We start from the raw sequence: 17961 nt of genomic DNA on the forward strand, positions 1-17961 counted from the left end.
GCTCCCGCGGGGCTTGAGCTCAACCGCCCGACGGGTCCGCGTTCGTGGTCGCAGCACCCTGGAGCGAGCGCAGCTTCGCCAACGGCGAGAGGGCGACGTAGAGCAGCTGCGCAGCGAACAGTGCCGTGGCGAGAAGCAGGCATCCTGTCGTGCCCCAGAACACGCTCACCAGCGCGGCCAGTGCCGCGCCGACCGGTCGGGCACCGTAGGTCGCCACGACGAGAAGTGAGGAGACGCGCCCCAGCATCTCGACCGGCGTGATCGCCTGACGGATGGACGTCGTCGTGATCGCCCAGATCACCGGGCCGAATCCGAAGAGGAAATAACTCAGCGCGGCGAGCACGGACGTCGGTGCGACAAGCGTGGCCGCCAGGGCGAGCGCGGCTCCGAAACCTCCGAGAGGACCGAGCAGCGCCGCGCCTCCCAGGCTGAGCCGCCTGGTGATCGCGGGCGAGACGGCTGCGCCCACGGCCATGCCCACTCCGCTCGCGGCGATCGCGTACCCCACGTGCACCGGCGTCATGAGAAGGATGTCGACGGCGTAGACGACGAAGATCGCCTGGATGATGAACCAGCCGATGTTGAAGACGAACGAGGTCAGGATGATGGTGCGCAGCACCGGGATCGACCATCCGAATCGGGCGGCCTCGCGCAGGTCACGCAGGATGGGTCGGCGAGGTGCGCCGCTCTGCGGTGGGATGTCGAGGCGGAGAAGCAACAGTATGCCCAGCACGCACAGTGTGGTCGCCACGACGAAGGCACTCGATGCGCCGAGCCACGACGCGAGCATGCCGGCAGACGCGGGCCCGGCGATGAGCGCCGCGCTCCGGCCGAGCTCCACCCAGCGGTTCGCCTGGATGAGTTGATCCCGATCGACGAGCTGCGGTACGACAGCGGGCATCGCGACGCTGAACGCCACGGTTCCGACGGCACCGAGGAAGCCGATGAGCACGAGCTGTTGGAACGTGAGCACCTCGGTGACCAGGAGGACGATGGTCAGCGCCAAGGTCACGGCACGCAGCGACTCGGAGACGATCAGCACGGTTCTGCGGTTCAGCCTGTCCACCAGCAAGCCGACGGGGATTGCAAAGAGCAGGAACGGGAGCGTGTGAGCCACCTGCAGAACTGCTGTCTGAGCCGGAGAGGCTGAGAAGACCAGCACAGCGACCAGCGGCGCGGCGGCGAGGGACACCTGCTCGGCGAATTGGACGAGGACACCCGACCAGCCGACGCGGACGAAGGATCGGGGAAGCTTGCTCGTTACCGAAGACACATCCTCACGGTATTGATCGTCCGCGGCGGACTCCGGCGGGAATCGGACGCGGCATCTGCCGGGTGTGCGCCGACACGTACGCACACCGAAACAAGAACGGCCGACCAGTCATGATCTCTCATGTCTGATCGGCCGTCTTCTCGGTGGACCTAAGGGGATTCGAACCCCTGACCTCCTCGATGCGAACGAGGCGCGCTACCAACTGCGCCATAGGCCCGTGAACAACATCTACGCTATCACGGCGAGCGGGCTGCTCGCTTCCGTCGGATCATCCGGCGGCACGGCGGGAGAGGAGTTCACGCACGTGCGCCTCGATCTCGGCGTCGTCGACGAAGCCCATCTTCGCGTAGGGCGAGGATGCGGCGGGAAGCGGTGTGGGAGCGGCGGGCGCCATCTGCTCGGCACGCTCGCGGAGCGCGGCCACCCGCGCCGCCTTCCGACGTTCTTCCTGCGCCTCGATCTGATCCTGAGCGGCCTGTGCACGCGACCCGGCGACGGAGACCAAGGGCTCCGGCAACGGCCGTGGCGTCCAGGTCGCCCGGCCCTGGTCATGCAGTTCGGGAGCTGCGACGCGTTCGACCACCGGAGTGGACACGACGTGCGTGGCGCGTGCGGCCCGAGCGGCGACAGCTGCCATCCGCTGAAGCGCGATTCCGGCGGGAACGATCAGAGCGCCACCGAGCCACAGCAGCAGCGAGGAGCCGGCGACGACGAGCTGCCAGATCCCGAAGCCGACGGCGGCGAGACCGAGCAGGAGCGAGACGGTCGACACCATGCGCACGCGACGACGCGCGCGGGCACGACGGATCACCGGGTCGGCCCTGGTCGCGGCGAGCTGCTCCCGCAGCGACTCGAGCTCTGCGGCCTCACGTTCCGACTGCACGCGCTTGGCGAGCTTCTGCTGCGCCAGTGCGGTGCGTGCATTCAGTTCGAAACGCACCTCTTGCGGCGTCTCGCTCGTCTCGGCGAGAACCCTCAGGGCCTGATTCAGGCGGACGGCGTTGCGCTCCGCGGCGTTGTACTGAAAACGACCACGCCACGACGGGAGCAGATAGAGCATCCAGAGGAGCACGGCGACGAGTACGATCACCCCTCCACTCAGCACCGGCCCGTCCATGGTGATAACGCTACGGGCACAGGGGCGGCGTGGCCGTACAGAAGGGCGCGTGTCGCGGCGAGTCCTTCCGGATCCGCCCGGTTCGGGGTCTCGTCAGAACGAGATGCGGTCGGAGGGCGGCACGGTCGAGGCATCCGGCGGCACCTGACCGCTCAGCCACCGCGCCAGCACTCCCTGCGGCACATCCTCCTGCGTCAGCGCGAACGCGTAGTGATCACGCCAGTCGCCATCGATGTGGATGTACCGGCGGCGCAGACCTTCGTAGCGGAACCCGAGCTTCTGCACGACGCGGATGCTCGCGGCGTTCTCGGGACGGATGCAGATCTCCATCCGGTGCAGCCCGTACTCCGTGAAGCATGCGTCCGTGGCGAGCGCGACGGCGGTCGGGGTGATGCCCCGCCCGGCGAACCGCTCGCTCACCCAGTAACCGATCGTCGCCGAGCACAGGGAGCCGCGGGCGACACCCCACACGTTGAGCTGTCCCGCCACCTCACCGTCGTACTCCATGACGAAGGGGTAGCCCGAACCGTCACGGTACTGCTGCAGCAGCCTCCTGATGCTGAGTCGCATGTCGAAGGACACCGAGCCGTAGGGGACCGTCGCCTCCCACGGCTGCAACCAGGAACGGTTCGCGAGCAGTTCGTGCTGCAGCGGGCGGGCATCCTTCGCGCGGATGAGCCGCAGTTCGATGGGTCCGTGTCGCATCCCCGCCGCCAGTTCCATGCCGCACCGACCCCGCAGAGTCGCCTAGAGGCGTTCCGCGAACTCCTTGAGCCACGGGCGCAGTTCGGGTCCGAGGTCATCACGGTCCGCTGCGAGCTGGACGATCGCCTTGATGTAGTCGACGCGGTCGCCCGTGTCGTAGCGGCGTCCGCCGAAGATGACGCCGACGACGCCGGGACCCTGCGGATCGGTCGCGAGCTCCTGCAGCGCATCCGTGAGCTGGATCTCGCCGCCCTTACCCGGCTCGGTGCGCTCGAGGATCTCGAAGACCGATGCCGGCAGGACGTAGCGGCCGATGATGGCGAGGTTCGAGGGAGCATCCTCCTGCGCGGGCTTCTCGACGAGCCCGGTGACGCGAACGGCGTCCGACCCCTCGATGTCCTCGACCGCGGCCGCGCCGTACATGTGGATGTTCGCGGGGTCGACCTCCATGAGCGCGATCACCGCGGCACCGGTGCGCTCGTGCTCGGCGATCATGTCCGTCAGCAGGGGGTCGCGCTCGTCGATGAGATCGTCTCCGAGGAGCACCGCGAAGGAGCTGTCCCCCACGTGGGTCCGTGCCCGCAGGACGGCGTGCCCGAGGCCCTTCGGCTCTCCCTGACGCACGAAGTGGATGTCGGCGAGGTCGCTCGACTTCATCACCCGCTCCAGCCGCCCCGTGTCGCCCTTCTCCATGAGCTTCACCTCGAGCTCGGGAACCGAGTCGAAGTGGTTGGAGATGGCGTTCTTGTTGCGGCCGATGATGACGAGGATGTCATCGATCCCTGCGTCCGCCGCCTCTTCGACCACGTACTGGATGGCCGGCTTGTCGACGACCGGAAGCATCTCCTTCGGCATCGCCTTCGTCGCAGGCAGGAATCGTGTCCCCAGTCCTGCTGCGGGAATGACGGCCTTGATCTTCTGTGCACCCATCCCCACAGCCTAGCGGTGAGCATCGCCGTAGACTCGAAGCCATGTCGAACGACGTCGAACACGCCAAACGCGCGCTCCGCGCCGATCTGCGCGAGCGGCGTCAGCTCCTCTCGGACGCGCAGCGCGAAGCCGCCGCCACCGCCATCGGTGAACGACTCGACGCGCTCATCGACGATCTCGGCGCCCGCTCGATCTCGTGCTTCCTCTCCACCACCACAGAACCGGGCACTCGCGAATTCGTGACACGGGCGGTGCGCCGCGGCATCCGCGTCCTCCTTCCCGTCACCCGCGCCGACGGGCTTCTCGACTGGGCCGTCGCCACGGAGGACGATGAGATCGCCGAGGGGCTCTACGGACTTCCGGAGCCGACCGGAGAGGTCCTCGGCCCGATCGCCGTCAACGACGTGGAGCTGATGATCGTCCCCGCCTCCGCCGTCGACCGCAGCGGGATGCGGATGGGCTGGGGGCGCGGATACTTCGACAAGACGATCGGCTCGATGGAGAGATGCCCTCCGGTCTATGCGGTCGTCTATGATTCCGAGGTACTCGACGAACTTCCGAGCGAGGTGCACGACCAGCCGGTGAACGGCGTCGTCACCCCCTCGCAGACGCTCACCCTGTCGCCTCCGCGACGCTGACCCGCAAGGACGCCCATGCCCACCTACGCCTATGCCTGCACCTCGTGCGGACACCAGTTCGATGCCGTGCAGAGCTTCGCCGATGATGCGCTCTCGGTGTGCCCGGAGTGCGGCGGCGCCCTGCGCAAGCAGTACGGCTCGATCGGGGTGACGTTCAACGGCTCCGGCTTCTATCGCACGGACTCGCGCGCCAAATCCGGTGGTTCGACAGACACTTCGGCATCATCGAAGTCGGAATCGACGACGAGCGCCAAGCCGGCCGCTGCGTCGACACCGGCCTCTTCCTGAGGCCCTGACCTGTTCGGAGATCCCATGCTCAAAGGCTTCAAGGACTTCCTGCTCCGCGGCAACGTCATCGACCTCGCCGTCGCCGTCGTCATCGGCACGGCGTTCACCGCGATCGTCACCGCGGTCGTCAACAGCATCATCAACCCACTGATCTCCCTCTTCCTCAAGGCCGACGCCGCGGGAGATTTCGGGATCCCCGTGACGAACATCTACGGCGAAGAGGTCCTGTTCCCGATCGGCGACCTGATCTCGGCGATCATCAGCTTCCTGGCTGTCGCCGCGGTGGTCTACTTCGTCTTCGTCCTGCCGATGAACACCTTCAAGGCCCGGGTCGAAGCACGAAAGGGCACGCCGGCGGAAGAGCCTGAGGAAGAGCCCGCCGCAGCGAGCGAGGCCGAGCTGCTCGTCGAGATCCGCGACCTGCTCAAGGCACAGCGCGGGGCCTGACCGCTCCCCCCGTCACCAGAGACGCACGACTCCTCCTCGGAGGACCGTGCGTTTCTCGTCCGCCGACCGCACGATCGGCCGCCCGGTCCCTCAGTAGTGCGGGGGCACGTCCTGGATGAGCTGGTCGTCGTTCGGACCTTTCGGCCCCTTCGATCGCGCCGGTGGCGGCGTCGACTCACCGGGTGCGGACTCCGGTGCCGGATCACTGCCGGGAACCGGCGTCAGGCGAGCACGACGAGAGCCGGGGACCCGCACCACGCTCTGGCGCGGAATCCGGTCGTCGTTCTCGTCAGTCATTCTGGGTGTCGATGATGTCGATCGGCTGCGTGTCGTTCTCCGCACGCGGGGCGGAGTCGGAGATGCCGAGCACGGCGGCGATGCGCGTCGCCACCGTCACCGGATCGCTGTACAGATCGAAGGCGTGCACGCGCACGTAGTGCCAGCCGAGACGACGCAGCACGTGCGGCCGCAGACGCAGGGTCTCCCGCAACGATTCACCCCGGGATTCCGGATCGGACTCGATGACGACGGCCTTGCCCGCGTGCTGCGCGACGAGCGGCAGCAGCCCGCGGTAGTCGACGTCGACAGAGGCACCGAGCCGCCGGAGCTCCCGGGCGAGAGCGAGGGTGAGGGGGTCTGCGAGGTCCTCGAGCCGCGCATCCCGACTGCGCGTGGCGAGTCCCCCGAGGATCGACATCAATGTGGCCGCGCCGTGCTCGAGACGCCCATCGTCGAACGACGAGGGCCGGATCGAGGAGACCAGGACCATCGAACGGCGGGCACGGGTCATCCCGACGGTCAGGAGCCGCTCGCCGTCAGGGGTGGAGAGGTCGCCGAAGTCGCTCAGGACACGACCGTGCTTGGTGAGTCCGAAGCCGAGCGAGAAGATGACGCGGTCCCGGCTCTCGGCGACCGATTCCTCGAGGGTCAGCACCGCGAAGGGCTCGACCGTGTCCCGTCCGACGAAATCGGCCACATCCGATCGGCCGGCGAAGGCGGAGGTGACGGCCGCGCGCACCCGCTCCGCGTGGCGAGCGCTGGCCGTGACGACCATGAGCGACTCCGACGGGCGGTGCACGGCATGCTCGACGACGAGTGTGACCACTCGGGCGACCTCGGCATCCGGGCTCTCGACCGCGCCCGAGATCGGATCGGGAGTGCCGGTGCCGCCCTCGACGTAGTCGACCGTGAGACTGCCGCGACCGAGGTACGAGCCGGCCCAGGGCAGCGACACGATCTCGCCGCCGTAGAACGCGTCGTTGATGAGTTCCGCGAGGTCTTCGCCACCGGCTCGGTAGCTCCGGGTCAGCGTCATCACAGGCAGCAGCTCGGACAGCCGCTCGAACGCCGAGACGTCGTCGAACGGGACCTCGGGCTCCCACGAATCCTCCGGATCGACCGCGATGTGGAAGGGCGTCGGACGCTGTGTGACCGGGTCCCCGAACGCCACGATCTGACGAGCACGACGGATCGTCGGCGCTGCCTCGGCGAGGTTGATCGCCGCCGCGTCGACGAGGAGGACGGTGTCGAACTCCACGGACTCCGGGATCTCCGGCACCTGATACGGCGAGGAGATCCAGACGGGAGCGAGCACGTCGACGAGCGTGGGCGCGGCACTGACGATCTGCGCGGTGGTCGCCGACTGCTGCGTCAGCGCGCGGCGGAGGTGCTGCGATTGCTGAGGCTCGTCGACGATCGCGATCCGCCACTGGTTCGCGAGCTGCCAGGCGAGAAGAGGACCCGCCATCGCGGCATGCGCTTCATCCACCAACCGGAAGTCCCGCTCGAGACGGTCGACCACGGCGGTGTTCGCGCCGAGGAGGGCACGGTTGTCCTGCAATGCTCGCTCGAGGAGTGACTGCCACCAGGCGAACTCGAGCTCCTCCCCCACCTGCGACTCGGAGACGTGTCGCACCGAGAGTTCCGTGAGCAGCGGCTCGAGCCCGAGGAGCGCCAGACGATCACGCAGCTGTGCGCGCTCCACGAGGTTCTCGAAGACGTCGGACTTGGCGGCGAGCCCGGCCAGGGTCCGCACGAGTCGTGCCACGGGCAGCGAGGCCAGAGGCTCGCGGCGCCCGAGCGCGGCATCGAGCTCCGCGAGCTCGGCCTCCGCCCGCTGCCAGGCGGCGTAGACGTCGGCGAGACCGAGCGGGATCTCCGGAGCGGCACCGGCTTCGACATAGCGCTGCCACTGCGTGCGCTGGGCCTGGATCCGCAGCAGGGCCTCGTGCATCTCGGTGACGTGGACGCCCGGACGCACATACTCCTTGGCGAGACGACGCAGCCGCCGCCTGTTCGCCCCGGAGAGCCCGGGCGCATCGCGACGCGAGCCGTGCGCCTGGATGAGCTCGCCGAGCGGGCGCTCGAACACGGTGGGACTGAAGCGGTCCAGGGAGTCGCGGATGCCCTGCAGCAGCCGCAGGTACTCGCCGAGTTCGTCGATGGTCGAGAACGGACGCATGTGCGTCTGCGCGATGAGTTCGTAGCCGCGTTCCAGGAGCGCGGGCACGCTGCTGGAGTGCAGCCTCCCGGCCAGTTCGTGGGCGGCGCGTGCGGCCTCGGTGCTGGCGAAGGTGACGCCGTACCAGGGAGAGTCGTTCGGACCGAAGCGGAACTCGCCGAGACGTGCCGCCTGGGCGAGCGCTTCGGCGGCTTCGCTGCGGTCGGACGCCAGACGACGCAGTGCGTCCGATCCGAGCCGCGCGGTCGTGGAGGGAGGAACCGGCAGGGAGGCGAGCCGGGTGAGTTGGCGGGTCGCGTCGAGCACCGATGCATCCATGCCGGCGATCGGCGCCGTGAGCGCCTGTCGATAGTCGCGAAGCACCGTGCGCAGGCGCACCAGCGCATCGTCGACCTCGCTGACCTTCGGAGCCGTGGCCTTCTCGTTGCGACCGATGGCCCTCACGAGGTCGCGGCGCACGCTGGCGGGCGAGATCGCAAGACTGTCCAGACCGATGCCCGCGAGCCGATGCCGCACACCGTCCAGCGTCGACCGACGGGCGGAGACCACGAGCACCCGCTTGCCGCCCCGCACCAGTTCGCCGAGCGCGTTGATCACGGTCTGCGTTCCGCCCGTGCCGGGAAGTGTCGCGACGGTCAGGGAGTGCCCCGCGGCGATGCGTGCGAGCACGGCTTCCTGCTCGGCGTCGGCATCGAGGAGCAGGTTGTCGGACGCGGGAGCACGATCGTCGGGGCCGGTGTGGTGCGGCGTGGCCCGCGGTGCCGTGACACGCTCGCGGTCGCCGACGTGGCCGCCCAGCGCGTTGAGGACCACGTGGTCGAGGCTTCCCCCATCACGCGACATCGCACCGGACACGTCCGCGAACGTCGAGACGACGAGCCGCGGTTCGACCGAGAACGTATCGATGGAGCGCGTCATCGCTCGCAGGCTGTCGATCACGGGCTGCGGCTTGAAGATGCCGCCGTCATAAGCGAGGGCGGCGAGCGCCGCGGCGTCGATCGAGAGGCCGAAGTGTTCGCGTGCGATCCGAACGAGCGCGGGATTCACCTCGAAGGCGCCCTGCAGCTTCAGCTCGAAGTCCGAGTGATGGCGACGGATCGCCAGCGGGCGCAGCAGCACGGGTGCGGCGAAGCCTGCCCCTCCGATGCGCCACCCCGCGACGCCGACGGCGAGGTGCACGGCCTCGATCCCTCGGACCGTGCGGAGTTCGGTGTTCTTCGCGGTGATGCGCTCCGCCGCGAGCCGCGCGGTGCGCAGGCCCACCTCATCGCGGAACAGATTCGACAGGAGGGTCGACTTGCCGGTGATGAACTGCGGCAGGCTGCCCGGATGCGCTTTGGAGATGTCGATGCCGGACTCGACGGTGTCGCGGAAGCTGACCAGCGGCGACGGGCCTCCCAGATCAGCGGCCTCGGCCCTCAACCGGGTCCGTTCGGCCTCGGCGGCATGCGCGATGTCGACACCGGTCGCGGTCTCACGCAGGTCACCGATCGACACAGCGGCTTCCGCCGCTGCGTCCTCCGCAGACCTGTCTTCACGTCGCCACACATTGACACCCTAGGCGCGACACGCGGAGAGCGAGAGTATCCCAGGCGGGTTTCCGCCGAATTTCCGCCGGAGACGGGCGACCAGCACTCCTCCTGCCCCGCGCTCCACCGTTTCGTCTTATCCACCTGAGCCGGGCGGAGGATGGTTCGCGACCACTGTCGCCGGTCAGGATGGTGCCATGACCTTCCGCTACGACTTCGCTCCGACTCCGTTCGGCGACGCCCTCGCGGTGTTCTCCGACGAGGGCATCGTACGATTCGACCTCTCCGAGTCCGAAGACCCGCACGTCCCCTGGCTCCTCGAAGGGGTCGCCCGCCAACTGCACGCCGTCCCGGAACCCGATCCCGGCGCCGCCGACGAGCTCGCGCACCTGCTCGCCGAGTACTTCGACGGCACACCGGTCGCCTTCCAGGAGCACCTCCGGCTCGATTGGCGCCTGACCGACGGCTTCGCGCGCACCGCGCTGCAGACCATCAGCGGCATCGCCTGGGGAGAGACGATGAGCTACGGCGACGTCGCCGTGATGGCAGGACACCCCGGCGCCGCTCGCGCCGTCGGCACCGCGTGTCGGCTCACACCGTTCTCGATCATCGTCCCCGTGCATCGGGTGGTGCGCTCGGATGGAAGCCCTGGGCACTACGGCGCACACCCCGAACGGAAGCGGTTCCTGCTCGACCTCGAAGCCGGCTGACCCGGCGTGGCGCGAGACGTGGACCCGGCGAGTAGGCCGCCGGGTCCACGTCTGACGCCAGGAGAGAAGAAGGCCGGGTGATAAAGTCGACGCTACGAAACGGGGCACGCAGTCGTCACCCGGAAGCAGGTAATCGTGAGCGCTCCCGCCACCCTCGAATCCGAGACCGAACTCGTCGCCAATGCCGTGCGCGAACTCGCCAGACGAACTCGTTTCCCCGTCGCTTTCGGCGGTCTCATCGAAGAGGGCGTCGTGAGCGTCACCAGCATCGTCGGCGCACGCACCCGCTCGCTGGACGGACTGCGCGTCCGCCCGGAGCGCGGACTGGGCGGACGAGCGATGATGGAGTTGCGCCCGCGGATGACGAGCGACTACGGCTCGTCCCAGCAGATCACGCATGACTACGACGTGTTCGTCCTCGGTGAGGGCCTGCGCACGCTCCTCGCCCTGCCGATCATCGTGCAGGGACGCCCCCGCGGCGTCCTCTATGCCGGCGGGTGGGATGAGGAACAGGTCGGCGGCGTGACCACCGCACCTGCCATGCAAGTGGCGCAGTCGGTGGCCGACGAGCTGCGCATCCGTGACGAGGTCCAGCGGCGGATCCAGGCGAACACCGGCGGGGGCGATGCCGTAGCCCCGCCACAGCGTGAGGAACTCCGGGAGAGCTTCGCCGAATTGCGCAGCATCGCGGCTTCCCTCGATGACGCCGAACTCCGTGCGCGCATCGCGCGGGTCGAGCAGCGCCTCGTCACCCTCGCAGGCGACGATCCGACCGTCTCGACCAGTCCGATCCCCACCGTTCGCCTCTCTCCACGGGAGACCGACGTGCTCGCCTGCGCCGCGATGGGTGCGACCAACGCGGAGATCGCGACGCAACTGGGTCTGCGCGAGGGCACCATCAAGGCGTATCTCGGCACGGCGATGTCCAAACTCGACGCCTCCACGCGACATGCCGCCGTCACGCGCGCACGGCGTGCAGGTCTCCTCCCGTGAACATATTCACCGCATGAATGTCAATTCGCTATTGTCCGGTTGCTCGGTTTCGCCGGATGACATATATTCGCATTCATGGCGAGAAGAATTGTGCATCAGCTGGTAGACGACATCGACGGCAGTGTCCTCGAAGTAGGTGAAGGCGAGACCGTCCACTTCTCGTTGAATGGCGCCTCCTACGAGATCGATCTGAATTCGTCCCACGCCGAGGAGTTGCGCGCGGCTCTCGAGCCGTACATCTCCGCCGGACGCCGCGCCGGTTCTTCCGCCGCGACCCGCACGTCGCCTTCGCGCAAGCGCCCTGCCCGCAATCCGGAGGTCGCGGCGATCCGCGCCTGGGCCAAGGAGAACGGCCACGCCCTCTCCGAGCGCGGACGAATTCCCGCGCCTATCGTCGACGCGTACAACGCCGCACACTGATCTCGTACCGAGTCATCCCTTCGGGGAAGACTATTCGGCCGTCTCCTTCAACCACGGCTCATCCCGCAAAGTGATCTCCTCGGTCATGTCCGCGAGGAATCGGATGACGACTTCCCTTTCCGCAGGGCTGAGGCGCGCGGCGGAATAGAAGCGCTTGGCCTGCTGACGGCCGACCGTCTCCATCGCAGCCAATCGCGTCTCCGGCGTGATGGCGATATGAAGTGCCCGTCGGTCGGTGGGGTGCGGCGCCCGCGTGATGTGCCCACCCTTCTCCAACCGGTCGAGGAGCTTCGTCGTCGCCGCCGTGGAGACACCGAGGTGGTGCGCGATGCCCCCGGGGGTCGCGACCAGCTGCCGGTTCGCGCACACGATCAAGTAGTGCAGCGCGCGCATGTCGGTCTCATTGAGCCGCATGTAGCGCCGGGACGCCTGTGAGAGTTTCTGCTCCGCCTCCCGAAGATTCGCGAGCGACTCCATGAGTCGGGCGATCTGTCGCAGCTCCTCGGGTGGCACACCCTGCCGGTCCACGAGCGTGCTGCGCGGATCGCTGGCGTCGACGTCGTAGATCGCCGAGTGCGTGAGCCCGTCGGGAGTCTTCTCGTGCCCAGTCTCGCTGGGGTCACCGTTCGACAACACTTCCTCCGCGCTCTCCTGCGGGGTGGTGCCGGGCTCCGTGTCCATGCGATCATGTTACACACCAACAGTTTCATGCTAAGTTGACTACTTACCAAGTTAGCGAAACACCGGACGCCTCGGAATCAAGGAGATGCCATGGATGACGTGACCCTCCTTGCCGAAGACGGGACCGCCGTGGGCACGCTGCCGAAGCGCGACGTCCACACCCGCGACACCCCGCTGCATCTGGCGTTCTCCTGCTACGTCCTCGACACGCACGGTCGACTCTTGCTCACTCGTCGCGCACTGGCGAAGAAGACCTGGCCGGGTGTGTGGACGAACAGCTTCTGCGGTCACCCCCGCCCCGAGGAGGACATGCTCGACGCCGTCCGGCGGCACGGTGTCCACGAGCTCGGGATCGATCTCACCGACCTGCGCCTCGTCCTCCCCGACTACCGCTACCGAGCCGTGGACGCGAGCGGGATCGTCGAGAACGAGATCTGTCCCGTGCACGTCGCCGTCATCGACGGCCGGCCCTCGGCGAACCCCGACGAGGTGTCCGAGTGGATCTGGGTCGACGTGGCCGCTCTCGTCGAGGGCATCACGCACGCCCCGTTCGCCTTCAGCCCCTGGCTCGTCGAGCAGCTTCCGATTCTTCGACGACTCGGCGAGGTCTGACCGATGAGCGGCACGGTGACGGAAGAGGACCTCGGGACGCGCATCGAAGAAGCTCTGCGCCACCGCTTCTCGGAGCGCAGCGCGGCTGCCGAGAAATACGGAGCGGAGTTCGTCGGACTCTGGCGCGCCGCCGCGCAGCACGCTCTCGGCGGAAAGCTCGTCCGTCCTCGCCTCCTCATCGACCTTCTGCAATCACTCTCCCCCTCCCCCTTGTCGGAGCGGGAGACCGCGTGCGCGATCGATGTGGCCGCACACGTCGAGCTCCTCCACTTCGCCTTCCTCCTGCACGACGACGTCATCGACGGCGACCTGACCCGGCGGCGCGGTCCGAACCTGATCGGCGCTCTGGTCGCGGCCCACGCCGATACTCACGTCGAGCCCGCACTGCACTGGGCGCGCTCGAGTGCGATCCTCCTCGGGGACATGCTTCTCTCCTCGGCCGTGCTGGGATTCGCGCGAGCCGATGTCTCCGCCGACGCCCGTGAGCGCCTGCTCTCACTGCTCGAGCAGACGATCTTCGAGACCGTGGCCGGAGAACATGCCGACGTCGCACTGAGCGACGGCGTGATCGCGCCCGATCTGCGGACCATCCTCGCGACGAGCACTTACAAGACGGCGACTTACTCCTTCGTGCTCCCCCTGCGCGCCGCCGCCGTGCTCGCGGGCTCATCCCCCGCCGCCGAGGAACAGCTCAGCGAGATCGGTCGGCATCTCGGCCTCGCCTACCAGTTGCAGGATGATCTGCTCTCCGCGTTCGGCGACCCCGGACAACACGGCAAGGACGCCTACTCCGACCTGCGCGAGGGCAAGGAGACGGCGATCATCGCCTACGCCCGCATGACGGCGCACTGGGAGAGCATCGAGGTGCACTTCGGCAGATCCGAACTCACCGTCTCGGAGGGGTCCGAAGCCCGCGATCGATTGCGCGCGTGCGGTGCCGAGAGCTTCGTCCTCGGACTCATCCACGAGCATCTGGATGCGGTGTCCACCGCGCTTGCCGCCGCGGAGTCCGACGGCACGCTCCCCGCCGCGGCTGCCCAGACGATCCGCGCTCACGCGTCCCGCGTCGAAGGGCGCCGCCGATGACCGCGGAACCGGCTGATCGTACGGACGACACCGCGCTGCGGCGCTTCAACCGCACGGCGGAGATCGCCACGACCGATGTGATCCGCACGTACTCGACCTCGTTCGGCCTCGCCACCCGGCTTCTCGGCCGACGTCATCGTCAGCACGTCCGCAACATCTACGCCATGGTGCGCATCGCCGATGAGATCGTCGACGGGGTCGCCGCCGAGGCCGGACTCGACAGCACCGCACAGACGGCGGCGCTCGCCTCCTACATCGAAGAGACGCACCGCTCGATGCGGACGGGGTACAGCAGCGACCTCATCCTGCACGCCTTCGCACGGACGGCACGCGAGTGCGGTATCGGCGAGGACCTGACCGGGCCGTTCTTCGCCTCGATGAGCGCCGACCTCGCCGACGACGCCGACTTCACGGCCTACGATGCCGACGCCCACGCCGACTACGTCTACGGTTCCGCCGAGGTGGTCGGACTCATGTGCCTCCAGGTCTTCCTTCGGGGGGCGGATCGGACGGACGAAGAGCTCCGCACCCTCCGCCGCGGTGCGCGCCAACTGGGCGCCGCGTTCCAGAACGTCAACTTCCTCCGCGATCTCGCCGACGACACGGACCGGCTCCACCGCGGGTACCTCGGGGGGTCCGCACGGCTGACGGATGCGGACCGCGATGCCTGGGTGGCGACGGTGTTCCGGCAGCTGGCGGATGCCGAAGCCGCCATCCCCCTCCTCCCGAAGGATTCCCGCGCCGCGGTGCGGAGCGCCCTCGCCCTGTTCGCCGCGCTCACCCGACGCGTGGCGAAGACGCCCGTGGAGGTGCTGTACCGCCGACGCGTTCGTGTGCCGGATCCGATCAAGGCCGTGCTCGCGGGTCGCGCCGTGATCGTGACGACGTGGGAGCGGGACCGATGAGCCGCGTGGTGGTGATCGGTGCGGGCGTCGCCGGCCTCGCGACGGCCGGCCTCCTGGCGAAGGACGGGCACGAGGTCGTCGTCCTCGAGAAGAACGACCGTGTCGGCGGGCGCGCAGGATCCATCGAGCGGGACGGGTTCCGCTTCGACTCAGGGCCCTCGTGGTACCTGATGCCGGAGGTGTTCGATCACTTCTTCGCGATGATGGGGACCTCGACGTCGGAGCAGCTCGACCTCACCGCGCTCGACCCGGGATATCGGGTGTTCCGTTCGCCTCGGTCCTCGGGGTCGGTGAGCGTCCCCGCGGGACGTGACGCGGTCACCGAGCTCTTCGACGAGCTGGAGCCGGGCTCCGGTCCCGCCCTCGACGCGTACCTGGACTCCGCGCGCGACGCAGCGGCGATGGCGGAGAAGTACTTCCTGTACAACCCGTTCACCCGCATGCGCACGCTCGCCGCCCCGGAGGTCCTGCGGGCGCTCCCCCGGCTGTTCACGCTCCTCGGCACCCGACTGCAGTCGTTCGCGGAGCAGCGATTCCTTCATCCGGTCGTGCGCCAGATCCTCGGCTACCCCGCCGTCTTCCTCGGCACCGACCCGCGCACCGCTCCTGCGATGTACCACCTCATGAGCGCACTCGACCTCGATCAGGGCGTGCGCTACCCCCAAGGCGGCTTCTGGCGCGTCGTCGAACGGATCGACGCGCTGGCTCGCGCGGCGGGCGCGCGGATCGTGACCGGTGCCGATGTCACCGGCATCCACACGCAGGACGGCCCCGACGGCGTGCACACGACCGGGGTCGGCTGGACGGACGACGCGGGCGTCGCACACGTGGAGCACGCCGACATCGTGGTCTCGGCCGCGGACCTGCACCACACCGAGACCGTGCTGCTGCCGCCTTCCCTGCAGACCTACCCCGAGTCCTGGTGGTCGCGGCGTACCAGCGGGCCCGGCGGAGTGCTCGTGATGCTGGGAGTGCGGGGCTCTTTGCCTGAGCTTCCGCATCATTCCCTGTTCTTCACCGATGACTGGGACGCCAACTTCGACGCGATCTTCGGAGCGACCCCGACCGTTCCCGATCCGGCGTCGACCTACGTCTGCCGACCGAGCGCGTCGGATCCCGATGTCGCTCCGGAGGGCCATGAGAACCTGTTCGTCCTGATCCCGGTCCCGGCAGACGTCGAACTCGGACACGGCGGACCCGACGGGACGGGATCACCCGCGGTCGAGAGCGCGGCGGATGCCGCGATCGATCAGATCGCCACCTGGGCCGGGATCCCGGACCTGCGCGAACGCATCGTCGTGCGCGAGACGATCGGCCCCGCGGACTTCCAGGACGACTACCACTCCTGGCGCGGAGGAATGCTGGGACCGGCGCACATCCTGTCCCAGAGTGCGATGTTCCGCGCGCAGAACGCCTCCCGGCGTGTGCAGGGCCTGTTCTACGCCGGGGCCACCACCGCGCCGGGTGTCGGCGTCCCGATGTGCCTCATCAGTGCGGAGATCGTCCTCAAGCGCATCCGCGGTGATCACTCCCCCGGCCCGCTCCCCGTTCCCGTGCCCACCGTTGTCGGGACGGAGGCGTCCTGATGGGCATGGTGTACCTGGCGGCCCTTCTCCTGTCGCTGGGCTGCATGCTGCTGCTGGATTGGCGGTTCCGCCTCTTCTTCTGGCGCGATGCCGTGTCGGCGACGGTCGTGACGGTCGTCGGGCTCGTCTTCTTCCTCCTGTGGGATGTGGCGGGCATCGCCAACGGGATCTTCTTCCGCGGTGACGGCGCGATCGCGACCGGGATCGTGCTCGCACCGGAACTGCCGATCGAAGAACCCGTGTTCCTGCTGTTCCTCGTGGTGTGCACGATGGTGATCTACACCGGGGCCGAACGCCTGATCACGCGCTGGCGTGAAAACCGTCGTGCAGGGGCGGGTGCGTCATGAGCTACATCCAACTCGCCGCCTGCTTCCTGCTCGTCGCCGTCGTGGTCGGTGTCATCCTGCCGCTTCTCCGCCGACGCCGCGGACCGCTCCCGGCCGCTGTGCTGCTCACCGTGCTGGTGCTCTTCGTCCTCACCGCCGTGTTCGACACCGTGATGATCGCGAGCGGATTGTTCCACTACGCGCAAGGTCCGCTGCTCGGCATCCACATCGGGCTGGCCCCCGTCGAGGACTTCGCCTACCCGCTGGCCGGTGCCCTGCTCCTTCCCGCCGTGTGGGCCGAACTGCGCGCGCGACGGCGGGCACGCGAGGACCGCAACACCGACGAGGAGCACGGATGAGCGCCGGAGCCACACCATCCCGCACGCTCGGACGGGATCTCTCGCAGATCCTGCTGTCGTCGCGACCCATCAGCTGGATCAACACCGCGTTCCCTTTCGCAGCCGCCTACCTGCTCACCACCCGTGAGCTCGATGTGACCCTGCTGGTCGGCACGCTGTACTTCCTCATCCCGTACAACCTGGCGATGTACGGCATCAATGACGTCTTCGACTACGCGTCCGACCTCGCGAATCCGCGTAAGGGCGGGATCGAGGGCGCGCTCCTGGCACCGCGCATCCATCGCGCCACCCTCTGGGCAGCGGCAGGGACGAACATCCCGTTCCTCGCCTACCTCGTGATCGTCGGCAACCCGGCGTCCTGGTTCTGGCTGGCCGTGAGCATGTTCGCGGTGATCGCCTACTCCGCACCGGTGCTGCGCTTCAAGGAGCGGCCGTTCCTCGATTCGATGACGTCGAGCACGCACTTCGTCAGCCCGGCGATCGTCGGGCTCGCGCTGGCCGGCGCATCCGTCACGGCCGCCACCACGCTCACCCTCGTCGCGTTCTTCCTGTGGGGCATGGCAGCGCATGCCTTCGGTGCCGTCCAGGATGTCGGACCGGACCGCGAAGCCGGGATCTCCTCGATCGCGACCGTGATCGGGGCGAGGGCGACCGTCCGACTGTCCCTGTCGCTGTGGGTGCTCGCCGGAGCCGCGATGCTCCTGACTCCCTGGCCGGGACCGCTCGCCGCGGTGCTCGCACTGCCCTATGTGGTGAACGCGGCACCGTGGTGGAACGTCGACGACGCCGGCTCGGCAGCCACGAACCGGGCCTGGCGGCGCTTCATCGCGCTGAACTATTTCGCCGGTTTCCTCGCGACGATGATCCTCATCCTCGCGTGGGTGTCCTGACCCTC

At 68.3% G+C, this 17961-nt stretch carries 20 protein-coding genes and 1 tRNA gene; 13 read left to right on the plus strand and 8 right to left on the minus strand.

The features are described from left to right. Positions 1–19: 19 nt before the first annotated feature. The 5 genes from FGL91_RS18120 to galU all read right to left on the minus strand — a co-directional run bounded on the left by FGL91_RS18120 (position 20) and on the right by galU (position 4025). On the minus strand, positions 20–1273 hold the full coding sequence (locus FGL91_RS18120) for an MFS transporter (RefSeq protein ID WP_153244554.1): 1254 nt from the start codon (positions 1271–1273) through the stop codon (positions 20–22). Between the two features lie 144 nt (positions 1274–1417). Further along, positions 1418–1490, minus strand: a tRNA-Ala gene (locus tag FGL91_RS18125). A 51-nt stretch (positions 1491–1541) separates the two neighbouring features. Continuing rightward, positions 1542–2390, minus strand: coding sequence for a hypothetical protein (locus tag FGL91_RS18130; protein ID WP_047524270.1), 849 nt, complete (start codon positions 2388–2390; stop codon positions 1542–1544). Between the two features lie 93 nt (positions 2391–2483). After that, positions 2484–3095, minus strand: a complete 612-nt coding sequence (locus FGL91_RS18135; protein ID WP_081997095.1) for a GNAT family N-acetyltransferase — start codon at positions 3093–3095, stop codon at positions 2484–2486. Between the two features lie 42 nt (positions 3096–3137). Then, on the minus strand, positions 3138–4025 hold the full coding sequence (gene galU / locus FGL91_RS18140) for a UTP--glucose-1-phosphate uridylyltransferase GalU (RefSeq protein ID WP_131491515.1): 888 nt from the start codon (positions 4023–4025) through the stop codon (positions 3138–3140). 41 nt (positions 4026–4066) lie between these two features. Here galU and FGL91_RS18145 point away from each other — a divergent pair, with 41 nt between their 5' ends. From FGL91_RS18145 to mscL, 3 genes are read left to right on the plus strand one after another with little or no spacing between them, the layout of a single operon-like run. Then, positions 4067–4663, plus strand: coding sequence for a 5-formyltetrahydrofolate cyclo-ligase (locus tag FGL91_RS18145; protein WP_047524267.1), 597 nt, complete (start codon positions 4067–4069; stop codon positions 4661–4663). Positions 4664–4678: 15 nt separating this feature from the next. Beyond that, positions 4679–4951: an FmdB family zinc ribbon protein gene (locus tag FGL91_RS18150; protein WP_153244555.1), complete on the plus strand. Its 273-nt coding sequence runs from the start codon at positions 4679–4681 to the stop codon at positions 4949–4951. Positions 4952–4975: 24 nt separating this feature from the next. Next, positions 4976–5398, plus strand: a complete 423-nt coding sequence (gene mscL, locus FGL91_RS18155) for a large conductance mechanosensitive channel protein MscL (RefSeq protein WP_153244556.1) — start codon at positions 4976–4978, stop codon at positions 5396–5398. Between the two features lie 90 nt (positions 5399–5488). On the opposite strand, the gene FGL91_RS18160 is transcribed toward mscL, so the two are convergent. Both FGL91_RS18160 and FGL91_RS18165 read right to left on the minus strand, forming a co-directional pair. Beyond that, positions 5489–5695, minus strand: a complete 207-nt coding sequence (locus tag FGL91_RS18160) for a hypothetical protein (protein WP_131491512.1) — start codon at positions 5693–5695, stop codon at positions 5489–5491. Next, positions 5688–9407, minus strand: coding sequence for an AAA family ATPase (locus FGL91_RS18165; RefSeq protein WP_372492655.1), 3720 nt, complete (start codon positions 9405–9407; stop codon positions 5688–5690). Before FGL91_RS18165 ends, FGL91_RS18160 begins: the two co-directional genes overlap by 8 nt. A 178-nt stretch (positions 9408–9585) precedes the next feature. On the opposite strand from FGL91_RS18165, the gene FGL91_RS18170 reads away from it, so the two are divergent. From FGL91_RS18170 to FGL91_RS18180, 3 genes are all read left to right on the plus strand, one after another. Beyond that, the gene (locus tag FGL91_RS18170) at positions 9586–10098 is read left to right on the plus strand and encodes a methylated-DNA--[protein]-cysteine S-methyltransferase (RefSeq protein WP_047524472.1); all 513 of its coding nucleotides are present in this window, start codon (positions 9586–9588) and stop codon (positions 10096–10098) included. Between the two features lie 135 nt (positions 10099–10233). Continuing rightward, the gene (locus tag FGL91_RS18175; protein ID WP_131491511.1) at positions 10234–11091 is read left to right on the plus strand and encodes a LuxR C-terminal-related transcriptional regulator; all 858 of its coding nucleotides are present in this window, start codon (positions 10234–10236) and stop codon (positions 11089–11091) included. A 75-nt stretch (positions 11092–11166) separates the two neighbouring features. Beyond that, complete coding sequence (locus tag FGL91_RS18180; RefSeq protein WP_153244557.1) at positions 11167–11511, plus strand: histone-like nucleoid-structuring protein Lsr2; 345 nt, start codon at positions 11167–11169, stop codon at positions 11509–11511. Between the two features lie 30 nt (positions 11512–11541). Here the strand turns inward: FGL91_RS18180 and FGL91_RS18185 are convergent, their stop codons facing one another. After that, positions 11542–12192 (minus strand): MarR family winged helix-turn-helix transcriptional regulator, encoded by a 651-nt coding sequence (locus FGL91_RS18185; RefSeq protein ID WP_153244558.1) that lies wholly within the window; start codon positions 12190–12192, stop codon positions 11542–11544. 90 nt (positions 12193–12282) lie between these two features. Between FGL91_RS18185 and idi the strand changes: the two genes are divergently transcribed. From idi to FGL91_RS18220, 7 genes are read left to right on the plus strand one after another with little or no spacing between them, the layout of a single operon-like run. Further along, the gene (idi, locus tag FGL91_RS18190; protein ID WP_153244559.1) at positions 12283–12804 is read left to right on the plus strand and encodes an isopentenyl-diphosphate Delta-isomerase; all 522 of its coding nucleotides are present in this window, start codon (positions 12283–12285) and stop codon (positions 12802–12804) included. 3 nt (positions 12805–12807) lie between these two features. Further along, positions 12808–13890, plus strand: coding sequence for a polyprenyl synthetase family protein (locus tag FGL91_RS18195; protein ID WP_153244560.1), 1083 nt, complete (start codon positions 12808–12810; stop codon positions 13888–13890). Beyond that, positions 13887–14795 (plus strand): phytoene/squalene synthase family protein, encoded by a 909-nt coding sequence (locus FGL91_RS18200; protein WP_153244561.1) that lies wholly within the window; start codon positions 13887–13889, stop codon positions 14793–14795. Before FGL91_RS18195 ends, FGL91_RS18200 begins: the two co-directional genes overlap by 4 nt. Continuing rightward, complete coding sequence (crtI, locus tag FGL91_RS18205; protein ID WP_153244562.1) at positions 14792–16381, plus strand: phytoene desaturase family protein; 1590 nt, start codon at positions 14792–14794, stop codon at positions 16379–16381. Before FGL91_RS18200 ends, crtI begins: the two co-directional genes overlap by 4 nt. Beyond that, the gene (locus tag FGL91_RS18210) at positions 16381–16728 is read left to right on the plus strand and encodes a lycopene cyclase domain-containing protein (protein WP_047522494.1); all 348 of its coding nucleotides are present in this window, start codon (positions 16381–16383) and stop codon (positions 16726–16728) included. Before crtI ends, FGL91_RS18210 begins: the two co-directional genes overlap by 1 nt. Then, positions 16725–17066 carry a lycopene cyclase domain-containing protein gene (locus tag FGL91_RS18215; protein ID WP_153244563.1) on the plus strand — a complete coding sequence of 114 codons (342 nt, stop codon included), beginning with the start codon at positions 16725–16727 and terminating at the stop codon, positions 17064–17066. The genes FGL91_RS18210 and FGL91_RS18215 overlap by 4 nt, the downstream gene beginning before the upstream one ends. Beyond that, positions 17063–17956: a prenyltransferase gene (locus tag FGL91_RS18220; protein ID WP_153244564.1), complete on the plus strand. Its 894-nt coding sequence runs from the start codon at positions 17063–17065 to the stop codon at positions 17954–17956. Before FGL91_RS18215 ends, FGL91_RS18220 begins: the two co-directional genes overlap by 4 nt. Positions 17957–17961: the final 5 nt, after the last annotated feature.

Origin of the sequence: Microbacterium sp. CBA3102 (assembly GCF_007954505.1) — a bacterium.
Taxonomy (GTDB): domain Bacteria; phylum Actinomycetota; class Actinomycetes; order Actinomycetales; family Microbacteriaceae; genus Microbacterium; species Microbacterium aurugineum.

Bases quoted from the DNA above. Each gene is read 5' to 3' on its own strand.
- FGL91_RS18130 (WP_047524270.1), bottom strand. From the start codon at position 2,390: ATGGACGGGCCGGTGCTGAGTGGAGGGGTGATCGTACTCGTCGCCGTG.
- FGL91_RS18135 (WP_081997095.1), bottom strand. From the start codon at position 3,095: ATGCGACACGGACCCATCGAACTGCGGCTCATCCGCGCGAAGGATGCC.
- galU (WP_131491515.1), bottom strand. From the start codon at position 4,025: ATGGGTGCACAGAAGATCAAGGCCGTCATTCCCGCAGCAGGACTGGGG.
- FGL91_RS18145 (WP_047524267.1), top strand. From the start codon at position 4,067: ATGTCGAACGACGTCGAACACGCCAAACGCGCGCTCCGCGCCGATCTG.
- FGL91_RS18150 (WP_153244555.1), top strand. From the start codon at position 4,679: ATGCCCACCTACGCCTATGCCTGCACCTCGTGCGGACACCAGTTCGAT.
- mscL (WP_153244556.1), top strand. From the start codon at position 4,976: ATGCTCAAAGGCTTCAAGGACTTCCTGCTCCGCGGCAACGTCATCGAC.
- FGL91_RS18160 (WP_131491512.1), bottom strand. From the start codon at position 5,695: ATGACTGACGAGAACGACGACCGGATTCCGCGCCAGAGCGTGGTGCGG.
- FGL91_RS18170 (WP_047524472.1), top strand. From the start codon at position 9,586: ATGACCTTCCGCTACGACTTCGCTCCGACTCCGTTCGGCGACGCCCTC.
- FGL91_RS18180 (WP_153244557.1), top strand. From the start codon at position 11,167: ATGGCGAGAAGAATTGTGCATCAGCTGGTAGACGACATCGACGGCAGT.
- FGL91_RS18185 (WP_153244558.1), bottom strand. From the start codon at position 12,192: ATGGACACGGAGCCCGGCACCACCCCGCAGGAGAGCGCGGAGGAAGTG.
- idi (WP_153244559.1), top strand. From the start codon at position 12,283: ATGGATGACGTGACCCTCCTTGCCGAAGACGGGACCGCCGTGGGCACG.
- FGL91_RS18195 (WP_153244560.1), top strand. From the start codon at position 12,808: ATGAGCGGCACGGTGACGGAAGAGGACCTCGGGACGCGCATCGAAGAA.
- FGL91_RS18200 (WP_153244561.1), top strand. From the start codon at position 13,887: ATGACCGCGGAACCGGCTGATCGTACGGACGACACCGCGCTGCGGCGC.
- crtI (WP_153244562.1), top strand. From the start codon at position 14,792: ATGAGCCGCGTGGTGGTGATCGGTGCGGGCGTCGCCGGCCTCGCGACG.
- FGL91_RS18210 (WP_047522494.1), top strand. From the start codon at position 16,381: ATGGGCATGGTGTACCTGGCGGCCCTTCTCCTGTCGCTGGGCTGCATG.
- FGL91_RS18215 (WP_153244563.1), top strand. From the start codon at position 16,725: ATGAGCTACATCCAACTCGCCGCCTGCTTCCTGCTCGTCGCCGTCGTG.
- FGL91_RS18220 (WP_153244564.1), top strand. From the start codon at position 17,063: ATGAGCGCCGGAGCCACACCATCCCGCACGCTCGGACGGGATCTCTCG.